Origin of the sequence: Pseudomonas reactans (assembly GCF_013387025.1) — a bacterium.
Lineage (GTDB): Bacteria > Pseudomonadota > Gammaproteobacteria > Pseudomonadales > Pseudomonadaceae > Aquipseudomonas > Aquipseudomonas reactans.
Genome location: NZ_JACAQP010000031.1, coordinates 36,411 through 52,036, shown reverse-complemented (window position 1 = coordinate 52,036; position 15,626 = coordinate 36,411). Strand labels below are relative to the sequence as shown.

Annotated in this window: 12 protein-coding genes; 1 reads left to right on the top strand and 11 read right to left on the bottom strand. The window is 62.8% G+C overall.

Annotated features, from left to right (window positions below; all coding sequences use genetic code 11):
- Window positions 1–23: 23 nt before the first annotated feature.
- The 11 genes from murJ to HX793_RS24430 are packed head-to-tail and all read right to left on the bottom strand — an operon-like array spanning window position 24 to window position 14,315.
- Entirely contained in the window at window positions 24–1,433 is a 1,410-nt protein-coding gene (gene murJ, locus HX793_RS24480; protein ID WP_177053833.1) for a murein biosynthesis integral membrane protein MurJ, read from the bottom strand.
- A complete protein-coding gene (locus HX793_RS24475) occupies window positions 1,433–2,860 on the bottom strand; it encodes an O-antigen ligase family protein (RefSeq protein ID WP_016974826.1) in 1,428 nt (475 codons plus the stop codon). The genes murJ and HX793_RS24475 overlap by 1 nt, the downstream gene beginning before the upstream one ends.
- 2 nt (window positions 2,861–2,862) lie before the next feature.
- Window positions 2,863–3,966: a glycosyltransferase family 4 protein gene (locus tag HX793_RS24470; protein ID WP_177053832.1), complete on the bottom strand. Its 1,104-nt coding sequence runs from the start codon at window positions 3,964–3,966 to the stop codon at window positions 2,863–2,865.
- Window positions 3,957–5,174 (bottom strand): glycosyltransferase family 4 protein, encoded by a 1,218-nt coding sequence (locus tag HX793_RS24465; RefSeq protein WP_177053831.1) that lies wholly within the window; start codon window positions 5,172–5,174, stop codon window positions 3,957–3,959. The genes HX793_RS24470 and HX793_RS24465 overlap by 10 nt, the downstream gene beginning before the upstream one ends.
- A gap of 8 nt (window positions 5,175–5,182) precedes the next feature.
- Window positions 5,183–6,511: a GH39 family glycosyl hydrolase gene (locus HX793_RS24460; RefSeq protein ID WP_177053830.1), complete on the bottom strand. Its 1,329-nt coding sequence runs from the start codon at window positions 6,509–6,511 to the stop codon at window positions 5,183–5,185.
- A complete protein-coding gene (locus HX793_RS24455) occupies window positions 6,501–7,691 on the bottom strand; it encodes a glycosyltransferase (RefSeq protein ID WP_177053829.1) in 1,191 nt (396 codons plus the stop codon). The genes HX793_RS24460 and HX793_RS24455 overlap by 11 nt, the downstream gene beginning before the upstream one ends.
- Window positions 7,691–9,682, bottom strand: coding sequence for a GumC family protein (locus HX793_RS24450; protein WP_016974830.1), 1,992 nt, complete (start codon window positions 9,680–9,682; stop codon window positions 7,691–7,693). The genes HX793_RS24455 and HX793_RS24450 overlap by 1 nt, the downstream gene beginning before the upstream one ends.
- 14 nt (window positions 9,683–9,696) lie before the next feature.
- Window positions 9,697–10,473 (bottom strand): polysaccharide biosynthesis/export family protein, encoded by a 777-nt coding sequence (locus HX793_RS24445; RefSeq protein ID WP_016974831.1) that lies wholly within the window; start codon window positions 10,471–10,473, stop codon window positions 9,697–9,699.
- Between the two features lie 29 nt (window positions 10,474–10,502).
- On the bottom strand, window positions 10,503–11,414 hold the full coding sequence (locus HX793_RS24440) for a glycosyltransferase family 2 protein (protein ID WP_177062382.1): 912 nt from the start codon (window positions 11,412–11,414) through the stop codon (window positions 10,503–10,505).
- 1 nt (window position 11,415) lies between these two features.
- Complete coding sequence (locus HX793_RS24435) at window positions 11,416–12,876, bottom strand: mannose-1-phosphate guanylyltransferase/mannose-6-phosphate isomerase (protein WP_016974833.1); 1,461 nt, start codon at window positions 12,874–12,876, stop codon at window positions 11,416–11,418.
- Entirely contained in the window at window positions 12,876–14,315 is a 1,440-nt protein-coding gene (locus HX793_RS24430; protein ID WP_016974834.1) for an undecaprenyl-phosphate glucose phosphotransferase, read from the bottom strand. The genes HX793_RS24435 and HX793_RS24430 overlap by 1 nt, the downstream gene beginning before the upstream one ends.
- A gap of 626 nt (window positions 14,316–14,941) precedes the next feature.
- On the opposite strand from HX793_RS24430, the gene HX793_RS24425 reads away from it, so the two are divergent.
- Window positions 14,942–15,571, top strand: coding sequence for a LysE family translocator (locus HX793_RS24425; protein WP_177096903.1), 630 nt, complete (start codon window positions 14,942–14,944; stop codon window positions 15,569–15,571).
- The last annotated feature ends 55 nt before the right edge of the window (window positions 15,572–15,626 follow it).

Below are 15,626 nucleotides of genomic sequence, written 5' to 3'. Positions count from 1 at the left end.
CAAGCCCGCTCCTACAGAAAGCCTCATGCCTTGCGCCACGGCTTCAGCCACAGCCCCATGCCCAGTAACACCACGGCGCCGGCCAGGGTGCTCAGCCCCAGTTGCAGCCACACGCCTTCAATCCGAAACAGCGCCAACGCCGCGACGCCCATCAGCACGGCACTGAGCAGCCAGCTCCGTGCCCAGGGCAGGGCGCCGAGCAAGGCCTGGCGTTGCATCAGCAGCAGCGCGGTGCAGATAACCCCGGCCAGTGCCGCCAACGGAATCCCCGCCAGGCCGAACACAAACGGCAGCACGCCGAGCAGCACTACGTTGACCAGGCTGCCGAGCAATTCGCAGCGCAGTGGCTGGCGCGTGTCCCCGGCCGCGTAGGCATACCGCGCGAGCAAAGCGTTCCAGGCGCCGAATACCAACGGCACGGCAAACCAGGCCAGCAGCAGCGGCAATGGCGAGTCCAGCGATTGCTTGGGCAGCAGCAACGCCACCAGGCTCGGGGCAGCCGCCACCAGGCCGACACCGGCGGGCAGGGTCAATACGCTGGCGGTTTCCAGGCCACGTTTAAGCAGGGCCAGGCGTTCATCGCCCTGGCGGCGGCTCATCATGCCCAGCAGCACTTGGTTGAGGCTCATCAGCGCAATCAGCGGCAGGTTCATCAGCTTGCGTGCCAGGTTGACCCAGGTCACCGCGCCTTCACCCAGCAGCGATGCCACTAGCCGTTCGATCAGGGCCAGGCCCTGGCTGGCGCCGTTGCTCAGTAACAATGGACCGATGCGCTGGCCCAATTCCCGCAGCGGCGCCAGCGACCATTGCCAGCGCCACGGCCGCCAGCCCTGGCGCCACATCGATGGCAGCAGCGCCAGCGGCATCAACAGGCTGCCGGCCAGGCAGGCCAGGGCCAGCGAGTGCGGTTGGGTGGCGGTGCCAGCGAGGGCGAGGTAGGTTACCGGCGGCAGGTTGAACAACAACGAACCCAGGCCGGCCAGCACAAAACGTTCGCTGGCCTGCAACGGGATGCTGAACAGCGCGTGCAGCATCAACCCCGGCACGCACCAGGCGACGATCTGCAAGTTGCTGCTGGCGAGCGCCGTGGCGCTCGCCGCCAAGCCCGGTCCGAGCAGTTGCACCAGCCACGGCGCCAGCAGCGTCAGCAACAGGCTGGTGACCAGCGCGATCAGCAGCAGCGCCGGGAACAACACGGCCAGCCAGCCCAGACGTTCGTCGTCCTTGCGCGCCAGGTACAGCGGCAGCGCTGCGGCACTCAGCACGCCGCCGGCCAGTGACATGCGCAGCGCTTCCGGCAAAAACAGCGCGATCAGGAATGCATCACTGCGCTCGCCCGCGCCCCAGGCCGCCACCAGCAGCCATTCGCGGGCAAAACCCAGACACAGGCCCAGCAGTGTCGCCAGCGTCAGCCAGACGGCGGAGCCCAGCATCAGGGCTTGGCGCCATCAAGCACGGGTTTGCGAAAGACCACCGGTTTCACCTGCGGCAGGCGTGCCGGAAACAGCCGGCGTGCCTCCAGCACGTTGATGCCGACCATCAGCCAGAACAGCGCGACCATCACCACCGCAAAGCTGAAGTAGTGGTCGAACAGGCCGCTGACCAGTGCCGAGAGAATCCCCGCCGTGGTGCCCAACCACAGAGCATTGTCCTTGGTCAGGCGGATCGGACCGTTTTCCGGGCGCGCTTCACGCCACCAGCGCACGGTCACCGCGATAAAGAACAGCATGCCGACGATGCCGGTTTTGTAGATGTAGTTCAGCCACAGGTTGGAGATGCCCAGCAAGTGGGTGTCAGGCACCGGTGGGTCGACCTTGAAGCCGATGCCGAACGGGTACGACGCCACCGCTTGCGGGAACATGCGGTATTCGTCGAAACGCACTTCGGTACTGGCATTGCTCGAAGAGAAGATCGTCGCCAAGCGTTCCTGCAATGGCGGATACGCCATCACCAGCACGACGGTCAGCGCCGCGCCGATCATCAGCAGACGCCCGGTGTAGGGCACCCGGCGCGTGGCCATCCATAGCAGCACCAACGCCAGGCTGACCATCGCGCCACGGCTACTCGCCAACAACAAGGCCGCCGCGCCCAGGCACGCCACGCCCAGGCCCAGAGCACGTTTCCAGCCTTGCTCGGTCATGCCGAAGCAGAAGGCCAGCGGCAGCAACAGCGCCATGATCCCGCCGATGGCATTCGGGTGCATCCACGGCGAGCCCATGCGCGAAGCCATGGCCTCCAGGCCGAATTTGAGCATGTCGAAGTTGCCGTAGTTGAACAGTGCCAGCACCGGCGCAATGCCGGCCCCGGAGCGCGTGCGCACGAACACCGCAATCGACAGCACCAGCATGGCCAGGCTGCCCAGCAGCAGGGCGATCACCAGGGACTCGCGGTGCTTGTGGTCCACCAGTAACTTGGCGCAGAGGAACACCCCCGACAAGTTCAGCAACCAACGCAGCCAGTTGGCCACGCCGCTGCTGTCGGCGTGGATGGTGACCTGGCCGACAATGAAGGGAAACACGCTGAACAGCATCAGCCACAACAGCATCTGGTCGGTCGGGCGCCGGGTGAGGCTCGGCGTATCCGGCAGGCGTACCAGGAAGCTGTTCCACAGCACGGCGCCCCAGGTCATCGCCAGGATGGCTTCGCTGACAGTACTGCGAATCCCCAGGTTGACCGTGGAATACGGCATGAACGTAGCGACCAGCGCGAACAGCAACAGGCCCCAGAATGGAAAGCGCAGGATGGTCACCGCCCCGGCCAGGCCGATCACGGCGAGGAACGCCTTGGCCGGTGACAACAGCAGGGCTACGGCGCCAAACAACAGGCCGAAGAGGATGGCGACGAGGCTGGGCAGGGTCATTCTCACTTCAGTTCCTCGATCAATTCGGCCAGGCGTCGGCGGTAGGCGTGTTGGTTGAAACGCTGCGCCCATTCCCGGTTTTGCTCGGGTGATTCTTCTTCGTCGCGCTCGTTGAGGCTGAGCATCAAATGCGTCAACGCCGGGCCGTCGGTGGGCGAAAAACGCGGCGCCGACGGCGGCGTGATTTCATCCAGCGAGGTGCCGCTGGCCACCGCTACCGGGGTGCCGACGCTCAAGGCTTCGATCACCGGCAGGCCGAAACCTTCGGCATAGGACGGTTGCCACAGGCGCGAGGCCTGGCGGTACAGCGCGTGCAACTCGGCATCCGACACACCACTGAGCGCACGAATCCCCGGCAGAGTGCGCTGCGCCTCGGGCAAATGCTCAAGACTGCCCACCAGCACCAACTCCGGCACGGCAGGGGATTGCTGTCGCGCCTGCTGCCAGGCGTCTACCAGGAACGGCACGTTCTTGCGCAATTCACGCGTGCCCACCAGCAACCAAAAACGTTCGGGCAATTGGCGAGCGCTGAGGTCCGCCGCCAGCTCGGAAAAGCCATCGACCTGATTGGGCAGTACGCGAATCTTGCCGGCCGCCTTGGGAAACAACCGCGCGGTTTCATCGGCACTGTATTGCGACGGCGTCCACACCCGGTCAGCGCTGTGTACCGCGTAGGCAATCGACAGGCGATCGCTGGTCTTGTAGATCAGCGCCTTCAGACGGTTGGCGTGGTAGTTGTTCAGCGTGATTTGAAACAGGTCATGCAACAGCACCACCGTGCGCAGACCCTTCGGCTTGGGCGGCAATGGCAGGCCCATGTTGAAGGTGCTGATGTACAGGTCGATCTGCTGCTCACGTAATGCGCGCGGCAGAAAACCAGCCTCGAACCGCAGGCGATTCTGCGGCTGGTGCATCGCGGTCTTGGCGCAGCCCCAGGTCGGGCAATGGGCCTGCAGGCGGGTTTCATCGCCCAGGGGCGCCACGGTGAACCGCTCAAGCTCGATGCCTGGCAGACCGTGCAGGGCGCTTTCCAGCGCGTACACCTGGCGGCTGATGCCCGATTGCGGCGAGGTGCCGACGGTGCGGTAATCCAGGCCTACACGCATGCGGGCTCCTTTTGATTCAGGGGCGAAAGGCTGGCGTACACCTTTTCCAACTGGCTGGCGGCGACGCTCCAGTCATGGGCGCGTCGCACATAGGCACGGCCAGCTTCGCCCATGGGCGCGGCGGCATCGGGAAATTGCAGCAGGCGCACCACGGCGTCGGCCAGGCTTGCGGCGGTCTGCCCGCCGAGGTAGTCCAGGCCTTCCACCAGGTCCAACCCCGATACGCCTTGCTCGGTACTCGCCAACGGCAAGCCGGCGGCCAAGGCTTCCAGCACCTTGAGCTTGGAGCCACCGCCATGGCGCAACGGTGCCAGAAACACCGAACAACTCGACTGCAGTTTCAGCAGGTTGGGCACGAAGCCCTGCCACTCGATGCGCGGGTCTGGCCAGCGTTCGCGCCAGCTGCCAGGCATGCCGAAGCCACACACGCTCATGCGCGCGTCCGGGCAGCGTTCCCAGACCTTGGGCAGGATTTCATCCAGGGCCCACTCGATGGCATCCACGTTGGGCGCGTACTCGTAGTTGCCGAGGAACAGCACGCGGCGGGTCGACGGGTCGGGACGTGCCGCTGCGAAGTGATCGCAATCCACGCCATTGACCACCACCGACACCGGTTTGCCGGCGATTTTTTCCAGCGTCTGGGCGTCGCTGTCGGTCACCGCCACCACCTGCGTGGCCTGGCGCATCACACGCCGTTCCCAGCGGGTATAGCGCCATTGATCGTAGCGAATGAACGGCAGCGACCAGCCTGGCAGGCGGTCATACGTGGCCGCGCCGAGCGCGGATTCGACATTGTGTTCGGTCAGCACGAACGGCTGGGATTTACGCGTCAGCGCATCTTCATAAGGTTGAAAGGTGTACGTGTGCTCGATCTGCACCACATCCCAGTGTTCGTTGAGCAGTTGGTTGAAAGTGTCCTGCAACGCCCCCGACAAACCATTCACGCTGGCCAGCAGCGGGTAGGGCGCGAACAATCCGGCGATCAGGGTCTTCACGCTGCGCAGAGGGCGACGCGGCAGGATGATCAGTTGTTCGAGAAACGCCTCCAGCACCTGACGGTCGGTGAGCGACACCGGGTGTTTGTCATGCAGCAGCAAGGTGATCCGATGCCCTCGCGCGGCCAGGCTGCGCAGCAGGTGGAACTGGCGCGTCTTGCCACCGCTGGTGGCGGGCCAGGGCGAGTAGGGCAGGATCCATAAAATGCGCATGGCAGGCCTCACTCCCATAACAGAATTTGCAGGTTCGACTTGACCGGAACGGTCAGGCCGTTGACGCCGCTCACCGGGGTTTGCGTGCCGCGCAGCGGGTCGTATAGGGTGGCGCTGGCCAAGCCCGGCAAATGCGCGTTGCCGCCCTGGGCCGACCAGAAGAACCACAGCTTGCGCCCGTCGGCGCGGGTCCAGCCGATGCTGAACAGGCCGTCGGGCAACGCGTCGGAAGCCGGTGGATCGCCCGGCGTGAGCTTCGGCCCGCTGACATCGAGGAAGTTCTTCAGCGCGGTGTAGACCGGCTTGGGGTTGGTGTCGATGTCCAGCAAGCCATAGGAGCGGTCACGCACGCTGGCGCGCTGGTCGAGGTCGCTCAGGGTGAACAGGAAAATCTTGTCGTAATCCATCGCGCTCATCAGCGCCAGGCGGCGCACCACGTAGTCGGCCTGTGCTTGTGGCGTGATGATGTCCTGGGCGTCTTTGGGCCCCTTGTAGGTCGACCAGCCCCACTCGGTGCTCCACAAGGTTTGCACGCCGCCGTTGCGCAGGGCCTGGTTGAGCTGGGTGGTCTTGGCGATGAAATCCAGGTTGGCCGGGTCGTTGCCTTCGGGCAATTGGGTGTAGGGGTGGTAGGAGATGATCGTGTTCAGACTGACCACGCCCAGCGCGCCCAAGGCGTCGAACATGGTCTGGCCGTTGGGCATTTCACTGAAGAACGCCATGCCGGCGGCGACTACCGGTTTGGTCGGGTTCACGGCGCGCAAGGCGTTGGTGGTGACGGTCAACAGGTTCGCGTAGCCGGCCGGGTCCGCCACCGGGCGCCAGAAGCCGATCAGGTTCGGTTCGTTCCAGACTTGCCAGGCCTCGACGCTGGGGTAGCGCTGGGAGAGCAGCGCCATGCGGTTGGCGAACACGTTGGGGTCTTTTGGCGGGTACTGGTCCGGGTATAGCGACAGCGGTGGCGCGCTGGTGATAAAGCGTGCCGAACCCACCAGGTAAAACACCGACTTGATCTGGTTCTGTTGCAGCTTGCCCACCAGTTCATCGAGGGTGGCGAGCTTGTATTGGTTCTGCGCGGTTTCCAGTTGATCCCAGTGCAAATCCAGGCGCACCCACTCCAGGCCCAGCGCCTTGAGGCGGTCGATCTGCTTCTGGTAACGCTCGGGGCTGAACCACAGGAACTGCGCATTCACCCCCAGGAAATCCTTCCACACCACCTCCTTGCTGCCCTTGAGCACATGGCTTTCGGCGTCCGCTTGGCGTCCCCACAAGAATGCGGTCAAGCCCAGTGCGGCCACCAACGCAAAGGTGGCGAGATAGGTGCGTTTACGCGCCATAAGGGGCTCCGCTGATGGCCTGCTCGAAGAGCTGTTTGAATTTCTGCGCGGTCAACGGCCATAGGCGTTCGCGACCGATTTCCCCGGCGCGCTCAGCCCAATCCCGCGCCAGCAGTGGCGTGCGCGCCAGGCGCAGCAGTTGTTCGCCCAACGCGGCCACGTCGCCTTCGGGATAGATCGCGCCGTTGCCGCTGGCGACTTCCTCGGCGAATGCGCGGGCGTCGGAGGTGATCGCGCCGCGCCCGCAGGCGGCGGCCCAGGACAACGCACCACTGGTGCCGCGCTGGCGCCCCAGCAAGCCGAGTTTTTTCGATTCGCGATAGGGCAGCACCATCACATGGTGGGCCTGGATGGTCTGGGCGATCTCATCGGCCGGCAGGTTCAGGCGCCAGTCGATGGCGTCGGTCAGGCCCAATGCCGCGATCTGCGCGTTCAGCTGTTCCAGGTAGTTGCCGCCCGCGCCAAACGCCATTTCGGCGGCGGTGCCGCCGGCCAGGGTCAAGCGCACGCGGTCGCGCAATTCGGGGGCTTGCTTGAAGACATCCGCCAAGGCTTGCACCAGGTCCTCGATGCCTTTGCCACGGTAGATAAAGCCGAAATACAGCAGCCGCAGGGTGTCCAGCGACGGGAGAGGCGCCGGTGCAACCGCCAGGTTGGCGTGGTTGATCACCGCGACTTTGCCGGCCGGCAGTTGCATGCGCTCGGTCAAGCAGCCGGCGCCCAGGCGGGTGAGGGTCACCAGCCGGGTCAGCCCTTTGGCGACCTGGCGTTCTTCGCGCAGGGTCAGCGGGTCGGCCAGTACCACTGCCGCCTGGGGCAATGGGCTCGGCAAACGTTCCATCAGGTTCAAGGGGAAGGGCAGGTGTTCACGCCGCCACACGATGCGCTCCGGGTCATGCACGGTGGCGGTCAACGGCAACTGCGGGTAAGCCTTGCGCAGTTCACGCAAGGCCAGGAATTCCCCGAGCCGTCCGCCGCCCAGCTCGGCATGCACCAGGTCCACCGACTGCCAGTCGAACGCCGCGATGGCCTGCTTGATCGCCTCGGAATTGCCCGCCACCCCGGCCAACGGTGTCAGTACCGTCACGCCGAGTTTTTCCAGTGCCGTGCGGAAATGGTTCGCATAGTCGGCGATCCCGTTCTTTTCCGGTGGCAAGGGCGCGAGCAGGGCGATACGCATCAGAACGCTCCCCGGTACTTGCCGATGGTGTGCAGCACTTTGCCTGGCACTTCGAACTTGCGACGGTTGATGATGATGCCGTCCACCTTGCCAAACGCGGTGTTGAGGATCGACAGCGCATGTTCCACCACCGGCACGGTACTTTTGCGCGCTTCCACCACCAGGCCGATCAGGTCGGCGCGGCGCAGGTTGATGAACGCCTCGCGGTTGTCCAGCAGGGCCGAGGCGTCGAGCAGCACCACTTCACCCGGTGCGGCGGCTTCCAGCCCACCGACTCGCACGTTGATGCCGTTCTCATGCAGCAACTGGCGCAGTTGTTCGACCACAAAGGTCACCCCTTCGCCATGGCGCGCCGAGGTCAGGCCCAGGGTCAGGCCTTGCTCGGCAATGCGGTCGGGCTGCAGCAGGCTGTACAAGCGGTAGATGCTTGCATTGAATGCGTTGGTACTTTGCGCGGTGGAGGTGTCCAGCTCCGGCAGGGTGGTCCACAGGGGCAGGCCGAACTTGCGTTCCACCAAGCCGCCGTCGTGAATCCGCTGATCGAGCAGGTAGCACAGGTAGATCACCAGCAGGCCGACCACGATGGCAAACGGGATCGCCAACACCAGCATCACCAGGGTTTTCGGGAAGATGCGGCCCGGGTTCAGGGTGGCTTCTTCGATCACCGCGATGTTGCTGATCTGGCTGTTATCCAGCTCACGGTCGATGCGCGATTTTTCCAGGTTATCCACGTACAGCGCGTAGTTGCGCTCGGTGGTGTTCAGCTCGCGGGAGAGGCGGGCCAGCTCCGGTTCAATCTCCAGGGCCTCCTTGCGTTGGGCTTCCAGGTTCACCAGTTGTTTCTGCTGTTGAACCAGTTGGGTGCGCAGCGCCAGGTTATTGCTGGTTTCATCCAGCAACACGCGCTGCAAGTGGATTTCCAGGGTGTTTGGCGCACGGTTTTCCGAGGCTTGCACCGTGTTGCTCTCGCTGTTGACCTGTACCTGCATGGCCCGAATCGATGCGTCCAGGGCTTTGACCGGCGGCGCATTGTCGGTGTAGGTACGCATCATGTCGGCCTTTTCCAGCAGCTTCTGGTTGAGCAGGCGACGCAAATCCTGCTGCTGCGGGTTCAGTGCGATCTGGCGCACCGTGGTGACTTCCTTGGGCTGGCCCTTGAGCTGGGTGCGCGTGCTCGCAATGGCACTGTCGGAGGACGCGATCAGCCGCGTGGTATTGAAGGTCTCGCCGCGCAGCACGTTGATGCGCTCGGACAAGTCTTCCAGGCGGTCGGTGATGCTCGCCGCGCCGATCTGGTTCAGGTGCGTGAGGATCTGCTCCTTGTAGCTCTTGATCTCGGTCGCGCTGTTGGCCACCTGGCCTTCATAGAAGGCATACAGGCTCTTGCGGCCCAGGGCCTCGGTGCGCTCGTTGATGTAGGTCTCGACCCAATCCTTGACCACCGCCTGGGCGATTTCCGGGTCGCTCCACTTGAACGTGATGTCCATCACCGTGGAACCGGCGGCGTGGCTCACCTCGAAATTCTTCTCCAGGCCGGCGGCCAGGCGTTCGACCGCCGTGGTTTTTTCGACGATGCCGACGGTTTCCATGACCACGCGCACGCCGTCGAACACTGCCCCCACGCCGCTCTTGACGTAGTACTTGGTGCGCTTCCAGAAGCCCTCGGGCGGCGGCGCGTTTTCGATCACTTCCAGGTAATGCTCGGCCACCGCGCGCACGATAGGCCGGCCGGTGAGCAGGCGCTCCTCGTCGACAATCGGGTCACGCTGGGTGCTGGGCATCACCAGCGCCTGGCGGTTGCTGATCTCGATGGGCAAGGTCGAATCACGCCCTGGTTTCACCAACAGCCGCGCGGTGGATTCGTACTTGGCCGGCAGCAGGAACGCCCCCAGCAGGATGATCACCAGCGCGGCAATCGCCGCCAGTTTGAACTCGTGCCGGAAGATGAAGAACAAGCGCAGAAGATCACGAAAAGAACGGATCTCGATCATGGGATGTCGCTCCTTTAGTTATTGCCGCCGCTGGTTCGGGTGTAGTTGTAGCCCACCCCAATGGACTTGGTGAACGGGATCAGTTGGTTCATGTAGGTATCCACCCCTTGGATGCGCTCGCCCACGTTGGATTTGGGCACGAACACCACATCGCCGCGTTGCAGGTGCACGGGTTTGCGGCCGTTGGGGCCGGTCTTGAGTAACTGGCTGAAGTCCAGGAAGTACGCGCGATACGCGCCCTGGGCGTCTTCGCGCAGCAGGGCGACCATGCTCGCGTTGCCTGCCGGGCTGACGCCTCCGGCACCGATGATGGCTTGTTCCAGGGTGTTGGCCGTGCCGAGCTGCACCGCCGTCGGGTTGTTCACCGCGCCGCCGACGATGATCGAGCTGCCCGGCGCCTGGTTGATGTTCACCGTCACGCGCGGTTCGCGGTAGATGGGCGCGAGCTTGCTGGTCAACTCCTTGGCCAGCTCCGAAGGCGGGCGACCGGCGACCTGCACCGGCCCCAGGAACGGGTAGTTGATTTTGCCGTCGGTCTGCACCGTGTACAGCGTCAGTTCATAAATGGTGCTGACGTTGAACGCCGACAGGGTCGGCATCTCGCCGGCATCGCGCACGATGCGCAGTTGGTCGCCGATGCGGATGCGCTCCACCGCCGGTGGCAGTTGGGCGAGCTGGTCGAGGGCGCGTTTGCCTTCCTCGACGGTCTTGCCGTCGGGCGGGACGATGCGTGCCGGCGTATTGCAGGCGGCCAGGGCCATCATGGCCACGAGGAGTAGGGTTCGTTTCATCAAGGGGGACTTCCTGTGGGTCATGATGCTCACCTCCAATAACCGGGAAACATGCTGATGCGCCGCTTGAGGGCGAGGGGGAGGCGACGCTCCAGATGGCCCAGCCGGTAGCCGAGCAGTTTGAACGCACTGCGCACCAGCACTTCGGGGGCGCGGTGCAAGGCCCCGGCTTTGCGCAAGGCCGCGAGTTCGGCCAGCACATAGCGCTTGCCTTCGCCACCCGCGTCGCCAAAGGCCTGTCTGATCCAGGGTTCGCGACCGTAAAACACGCCGATATCGAAGTAGCGGTGAAACTCATCCAAGAGCTTGTAATCGTGGGAGTGATGCACCAGCGCCGAGGCGGCGTAGCGCACTTTGTAGCCTTCGAGCAGCATGCGCGCCGCGACATAGGCGTCTTCGCTGCCGATCACATCCGCTGGAAAACCGCCCACCGCGTGCAACACGCTGCGTCGGTACACGGAAAACGAGTCGGAACTGAAGCAGGTCTTGATGCCCAGCTCCGGCGCATCGGCCAGGCTCTTGCTACGGCTCTGCTCGGGGTAGTTGAAGTGCCGCGATTGCGCACCCAGCACACCCGCATCCGGATGCGGCAACTGGCGGCCGTAAGCCACGCCGTTGAGCGGGTCCTGCTGCAATTCGGCGAGCAGGTTAGCGAAGGTTTCGGGAGTGGCGGGGATCGCATCCTGGGTCATCACGATCAGCGCATCGCCGGCCACTTGTTCGCTGGCCCAGCGCCGCGTGCCGCCGTGGTTGAAATCGCGCGCGTCGATCACCTCGACCCGTGCGCCGAATTCGCGAAAGCGCGCCACGGTGTCATCACTTGAGGCACTGTCCACTACCAGCATTTCATCAGGTTGCAGGGTTTGCATGCCCAGCGCCGGCAGCAGGCGCGCCAGGTGGCTGGAGGCGTTACGGGTCGGGATGATCATTGACGTGCGCATATCATTTTTTCACTTCTGCCGGGGCGCGCCCGTAGATGTCGTCGAAGCGCACGATGTCGTCCTCGCCCAGGTACTCGCCGCTCTGCACCTCGATCATCACCAGGTCGATGATGCCGGGGTTGGTCAGGCGGTGTTTGTGCCCGGCAGGAATGTAGGTGGACTCGTTGGCGTTGATCAGGAATTCACGCTCGCCGTTGGTGATTTGCGCGGCGCCGCTGACCACCACCCAGTGCTCGCTACGGTGATGATGCATCTGCAGCGACAGCGATGCCTGGGGCTTGACCACGATGCGCTTGATCTTGAATCGGCTGCTTTCCTCCAGCACGGTGTAGGTGCCCCACGGCCGGGTGACCGTGCGGTGCAGGCTGTACGCCGGATGATTCTGGCGCTTGAGTTCGGCAACGATGTAACGCACATCCTGGCTGCGGTGGGCGTCGGCGATCAGCAGGGCGTCCGGGGTGTCGACGATGATCAGGTCGCGCACGCCCACGGCACCGAGGACGCGCTTGGGCGAGTCGATGTAGCAGTTGTGCACGTCATGCAGAATCGCCTCGCCATTGACCTGGTTGCCATGGGCGTCGCTCGGGGTGAGCTGGCGCAGGGCTTCCCAGGAGCCAATGTCGCTCCAACCGATGTCGCAGGGCACCACGGCGACTTGCTTGGACTTCTCCATCAGTGCCACGTCGATGGAAACATCCGGCGCGCTGCCAAAGGCATCCGAGTCCAGTTCGCGCTGGCGCGAGGTCTTGTTTTGCAGGCTCTGGCTGTGGTCGAGGGCGGCGCGCGCAGCGTCCAGAACGTCAGGCGCGTGGGTGGCGAGTTCGTCCACCAGGGTGCTGGCCTTGAAGCAGAACATGCCGGCGTTCCACAGGTGCTTGCCGCCGTCGAGGTAGCCTTGGGCGGTGGCCAGGTCGGGCTTTTCGACGAAGCGTTTGACCCGATTGCCTGTGCTTAATGGCTCGCCTTGTTCGATGTAGCCGAAGCCGGTTTCCGGGTGATCCGGCTGGATGCCGAAGGTCACCAGGTAGCCGGCCTCGGCCAGGTCGCGGGCCTGGGTCACCGCTGCGGCGAACGCCACTTCATCGAGGATCAAATGGTCGGCGGGCATCACCAGCAACTGCGCATCACCGCCGAAGTGTTCCTGCACATGCAACGCTGCCACGGCGATCGCCGCCGCCGTGTTGCGGCCGAACGGCTCCAGCAGCAGGTCGAGGGGCAGGTGGGCCTTGTTGACCAGGCGATAATCATCCAGGGTACGGAACAGCAGGTCGCGGTTGGTCACCGTCAACACGCTTTCCACGCCGGGCAATTTGGCGGCGCGCTGGAAGGTTTTCTGCAGCAGACTCTGGCCGTCGCGCATGCGCATGAACGGCTTGGGCATGTTCTGCCGAGACACCGGCCACAGCCGCGTGCCCGAACCACCGGAAATAATGCAGGGAATTAATCCGTTGAGTGTGTTCATCAATAGACTTCCTTGGTGGAAAGGACGGCCGGGACCGTCATGAAGACGATGTACAAGTCAAACCACACCGACCACTTGGAGATGTACTCCAGGTCGTACTCGACCCGTTTCTGGATCTTGAACAGGGTGTCGGTCTCCCCCCGGTAACCGTTGATCTGCGCCCAGCCGGTGATGCCCGGCTTCACCCGGTGCCGTGAGCTGTATTCGCTCACCGCCACTTCGAAGGGAACGCCCGCCGCTTTGGTTGCCGTGGCATGCGGGCGCGGGCCGACCATGGACATGTTGCCCAGCAGCACATTGAACAGTTGCGGCAGCTCGTCGATGCTGGTCTTGCGGATAATGCGGCCCACACGGGTGATGCGCGGGTCTTCGCGGGTGGTTTGGCGTTCGGCGGTGAAGTCGCTCTGGTCGGTGTACATCGAGCGGAACTTGAACACGCGGATTTCATTGTCGTTGTAGCCGTAGCGGTTCTGGCGAAACAGCACCGGGCCCTTGGAGTCGAGCTTGATGGCTATCGCGGTAGCCAGCATCACCGGCGACAGGCAGACCAGCGCGAGGCTGGCCAGCAGCAAATCCTCACAGCGCTTGATCACCGGCGACCAGCCGCGCAACGGCAATTGCGAGGTGTTGAACATCAGGATGCCGCCCACATCGGTGATCTTGCTGTGGCCGTAGCGCAGGGCGGCCATGTCCGGCACCAGCATCACATTCACCGACAGCTGCCGCAGGCGGTTGACCAAACCGTGGATGCGCTGCTCGGCGGCCCAGGGCAGGCAGATCATCACTTGATTGACTTGCTCGGCGCGGATCAGTTTTTCCAGGTCGCGGGTATTACCCAGCAGGGGCAGGTTGCTCAGCTCCTTGGGAATGCGCTCGGTGCGGTCGTCAATGAAACCGATCAGCCCCGAACGGATATCCCCGTTGCGCTGCAGGTGATCGGCGACGTGCACGGCGGTGTCGGTAAAGCCCAGGATCACCGTGCGTTGCAGATATTTTCCGGCACGCATCAGCCGACGGTACAGGCGCAGCATCACCAGGCGCTCCACGCAGAACAGCGCCAGGCTGGCTACGTACCATGTCACCAGATTGCGTGGGGTCAATTGCGGGAACATCTGCAGGATCTGGTACATGAACAGCAGGAAACAGAAGGCCGCCGACCAGGCCTTGATCTTGGTTTTCAGGCGCAGTCGGTTGCTGAACAATTCTTCGGAATAGATACCCAGGGCCTGGAACAGAATGATGGTCAGGACCGCGAAAAAAACCAGCAGGCCCAAGAAGTGGGCGCGCAGCTCAGGGTCCATCGGGTCCAGGAAGAGTACCAGGACCAGTGGGGGCAAAATGGCCGTGAGGCCATGGATCAACTTGACGAAAACTACAAAGAACTCAACAAAACCGGCGCGCGTTAAAAACAAACTGTCGACGGACGACTTCTCTCGCATAAAAACATCCCTCATTGCACTCCAGGCTTCGCTGTTTGATTGCTCGCTCAATAAAGCCGCAGGTTGCTTTAGAGCGCAGGTCAAACGGGCTACTCTGGGTAATACGCAACTTTCCAATCCAAATGCAGCTATCCATTTGAAGGGATTTTGCGGGGGTAGTGACTAAAGGAGTGTTCCCTTACTGTGCTTAGTCAATGATTTGACGTTGGTGCGGAGGCTGCATGCTAGACCGGTTAATGAGTCTTTTTTTTGGCATTTTCTTGACGTTCCTTGTCTGAACACTCGGTTATCAGGTGTGTTTTTGAGTGTAGGAACAAATGTGAGATTTTTCCTGCTTAAAGGAAAAACCTTTTTCGAGACGAGGTGGGAAAGGGGGACAGACAGGGGGTGGCAGGGCGCACTCAGTGCCCTGTCTGCGGGGCTTTCGCCTGAAGAGAAGTTGTCTGGAACAGTAACTATGAAATGATGCGGTTTACCGTAGAAGTTGCCTCGCGAGGCAGTGCTGACAGTGTTGTAGTAGCCTGGCCATTCGCAGTTACCGCAGAACATTGTATCCAGCACAATTTTTTGTCCGCTCCAAGGACACCGACTAATCTGCAGGCTTTTTCCGGTGGATGGCTTTGAGCATGATCGACCTTGCGACCCTGGCGGTATTTTCCGGTGCGGTGCTGTTGTTGCTGTTATCACCGGGGCCGAACATGGCCTTTGTGATCAGTCATGGCATGACCCACGGCTGGCGCGGTGGAATGGCGTCGGCTCTGGGCATTGGCGTGGCGGATCTGTTGCTGACCGCCTTGACTGCCACCGGGGTGACGGCGTTGGTTGCCAGTTGGCCGCCATCCTTTGACCTGATCCGGTATGCCGGGGTGGTTTACCTGTTGTGGTTGGTGTTCAAGACGTTGCAGAAAAATGCTGGAGGCGACGCGGTGTATGTCAGTCGCGTGCCCTTGGGGCGGGTGTTTCTGCAAGCCATGCTCAACAGTTTGCTCAATCCCAAGGCGTTGTTGTTTTTTCTGGTGTTCTTGCCGCAGTTTGTGCGACCAGAAGTGGGGTCTATTGCGGTGCAGTTGATGGTGCTGGGGGGCGTGCTGACTTTGATTGCAGCGGTGTTTCATGTGCTACTGGGGGTGTTTGGTGGCGCGCTTAGCCGGTTTTTTGCCAGGCGCTCCAAAGGTGCCTGGTTGCAGAAGTGGGGGTTGGCGACGGTGCTGACGGTGCTGGCGGTGCGTTTGGCGGTGATGTCTCGGCCATCCTGAGTACATATCCGTTGTTTGGGTGATGGCGGAACCAATAGCCGCTGTTACCCAAATA